Annotated in this window: 2 protein-coding genes and 1 pseudogene; all 3 read right to left on the bottom strand. The window is 40.5% G+C overall.

The window, feature by feature from the left end; all coding sequences use genetic code 11:
- A pseudogene (locus ACFIK8_RS08800) lies at positions 1-211 on the bottom strand (isocitrate/isopropylmalate dehydrogenase family protein); the annotation flags it as partial.
- A gap of 269 nt (positions 212-480) precedes the next feature.
- A complete protein-coding gene (gene pyrF / locus ACFIK8_RS08795) occupies positions 481-1326 on the bottom strand; it encodes an orotidine-5'-phosphate decarboxylase (RefSeq protein ID WP_014924353.1) in 846 nt (281 codons plus the stop codon).
- 883 nt (positions 1327-2209) lie between these two features.
- A partial coding sequence (locus tag ACFIK8_RS08790) for a YrzE family protein (protein WP_375669207.1) occupies positions 2210-3145 on the bottom strand: 936 nt, incomplete at its 5' end.

Genomic DNA, 3145 nt, shown 5'->3' with positions numbered 1-3145 from the left:
CATATTAAAACTGACCAAGCTGCATATTCCTGTAAGACCACACCTAAAAACGGTTGTGTATAGGAAAAAAACACGATCATCACCATAGCTTGTCATCCGTACAGCCATTAGCCATTGTAGTATGTCCGAGACTTACTTTCTGGTTTTCTAATATCTCCAAAGAAGGGGATAAACTAACCTCAACCTCAGGCTGCGGAAGACTTTTTGCACTTAAACACGTTTCCCAAAACCGACTGCGTTTTCCTTTCCCTCCATCAAATCAATGCCTCCCAAGTATCATCTGCTCCATTTTTTATGCCTATCTAAACACTAAGTGGAATATGAGTCAGTAATTTTTAGCAGTACCACAAGTAATTTTTGATTTTAGTCATTCTCACTTCTAGCAACTGCTAATTTTGGATAAGCCCAAAAGCATTTATTTGGAATAAGCACCCTTCGTTTATAAGAGATTTTCATCTTTATACCGTAAGCAAAAGAACCTCAAGACAAGAGAGTGCTTTGAGATTGCTCCACAAAGCTATTAATAATGTTTTTTAAATCAACAACATTGCGACCAGCATCTGTTATCGATCGTGAAACTGAGGGAATGATATTCTGCCATAGCCTTTGAGGAAATTGATCTGCCAATTGTTTTATTGTTCCACCTTGAGCGCCAACACCAGGAACCAAAAACAGACTGTTTTTTAATTGCTCGATTGTATCTTTTGATTCATTTCCTAATGTTGCTCCAATGACCGCACCGATAGGACCAACAGACTGATGCTTGCCTGAAGACTGGCTATTATAGTCACAAATACGCTGTGCCAAATGAACAGAGAGTGTTTGGTTGCCGATACGTGCATTTCTAATGGGCTTGCCTTCTGGATTTGAAGATTGCACAACCACAAAAACTCCTGTTGCTGTTTCTTCTGCAACCTTTATCAGAGGTATAAGAGCATCAAAACCCAGGAAAGCATTGACTGTTATAGCGTCAGCTTTAAATGCGCTGCTTGAACCAAGCCAAGCTTTCCCATAAGCTTCCACAGTAGAGCCAATATCACCCCTTTTTGCATCAGCGATAACCAATAAACCTTGTTCGTGTGCATTTTCAATAAGTTCTTTGAGAACTTGAAGGCCTTCCACACCATATAATTCAAAAAATGCGACTTGTGGTTTTATGATACCCACATGACCAACAACTGCCGCTAAGAGGATATCGCAAAAGTCTTTTAATCCTTTATAATCAAAGCTTAAGTTCCATGATTGTAAAATGTGGTGACTAGGATCAAAACCTATACAAAGCGGTCCATATATTTCACGCTTTTTTAAAAAAGCTGAACAAAACATTCTACAACCTAACACAATCTCTGTTTAAATTTTCCGATACTATCAAAAAGCAATTCATTTATAAAAGTGATAGGTAACATGTTTTATAACATTTAAAAATACTTTCAAACTTCATGACACAGCGCAAACAGAACAAACATCACATATTATATTTCACAAAACAGCCTCCTTGTGTAAAGATTATCTTCTTTCTCTTTAAACAGACTGACAATAAGGATATTGCGTCCCCCATTTGGACTAGGGCAAGCTGGCATTTCCGGCATCACCCCAATTGTTTGCAAACCTTCTTATTCCTTAAGCAAGCTCAGAGAGCATATCCCCAAAATACTTTCAGCAACAATCCCAGCAAACTTCTCTTGCTTAATTGCCCTCCAGAAAGCGACCACATCCACATTGTGAATATCTTCTTCCATTTCTGGATCAAGTTTGAGCGACTTTCTCAAAAATTTCTTGCGCAAATTGTCCACTTTTGCGCATATAAACAATATTACTTTGGGCAATTTTTTGGCAATCTACTTGAGGAACAGGATCAGCTTCCTGGTTCGAAGCTTGCTAAAATATCGCCATGGGGTTAATCCGCTCAAAAGAGAACAGGCTTGATGGCTTAAGCAAATCAGAACGCTAAACGAGCGTGCCAACAGATTGTCTTTGGTTTACAGCAGGTAAAGGTGGAGATGGTGCTTGAACAGGGAGACTTCAGTTCTCCTCCATACAAGGTTTTTGAGCAAGGATGCTAAGTGATCGCAGAAGAGAGAGCCCTTAGTTCTTTTATGCGTATGAAGGATCATTTCCTACAACAAAGGCATAAGAAGGTTTGCAAACAAAAAGCTGCACCCGATTGTACAGCTTTTTATTGGTTTCATGGTTTATGAAAGGAAAGTTATTAAAGCGTGAAAGAGTTCTTACGGCTTCTGTAACCATAATAGCCAAAAACACTGGAAAGGATGGCACCAATCAAGCTTCCCAAGAAGCCCCACCATCCCATGTGCGATGCTGTTTTAGCAGTTTTATCCGCACCGTGATGGGCATTGTTTTTTGCTGTGTTTAGCTTTTCAGACAAGGTATTAGCCTGTTGCTCAAAAGCTTTGATTGTTTGTCCAATTTTTGCCTCTGCTGTTTGATAAACATCCAGTGCATGGTTGGCTGCTTTTTGTGCCTCAGCACGTGTCATGCCCCCTTTCATAAGGTCGTCGATGATCTCGCTCTGATTAAACTTTGCCGTCATGGTTTGGATATGGTCAGAAAGACGATGTCTTAGCTCTCTCAAATATATGCGAGAGTGAGAAGGATCGTTTTTGAAAGCCGTTAGTACTGAACCAACATCTTTGAGCGCTTTCTGATAGGCTTGTTTCAAGCGGTCAGGATCAAGAGCAGAGATTTCGCTTTTTTTGAGAAGGGTGCGCAACTCGCTGCGGAGTTTATCAAAATCGACCCCATTTTCGGTGTTCTCACGCAAAAAACTTTCAACATTTTTGCCGTTTAATTTTGAAAGAAAGGGAAAGACATCTGTTTTAAGACTATCCACGATTTGTTGTGTTGCACCACTTTCTGAGACAATCTTAGCGCTTAAGCTTGCTGCACTTGAGACCAAGAGGGAAGCTTGGAGAGCCATCAGAAGTGTTAACAGAGCCCAGGTTAAAAAGCCATGAAGGGCCCCTGATGTTTCTGCAAAACGTCCAGCACCAAAGCTCCCACTTGCAAGGCTGATCAGCATAACGATAAGAGAACCAATCCCCACAGAGAGGAAAGAGCCTTCAAAAGGAGAGGAAGAGGAGAAGTCCATTTGGCTTAAACCTAAAGCTGCAACGAGAAAAGATAA

The organism is Bartonella sp. MR168JLCBS (assembly GCF_042194175.1).
The sequence above is the reverse complement of the archived record's forward strand: the minus strand, read 5'-3'. Positions and strand labels throughout refer to the sequence as shown.

Excerpts from the sequence above, each read along its gene's own strand:
- pyrF (WP_014924353.1), bottom strand. The coding sequence starts at position 1,326 with ATGTTTTGTTCAGCTTTTTTAAAAAAGCGTGAAATATATGGACCGCTT.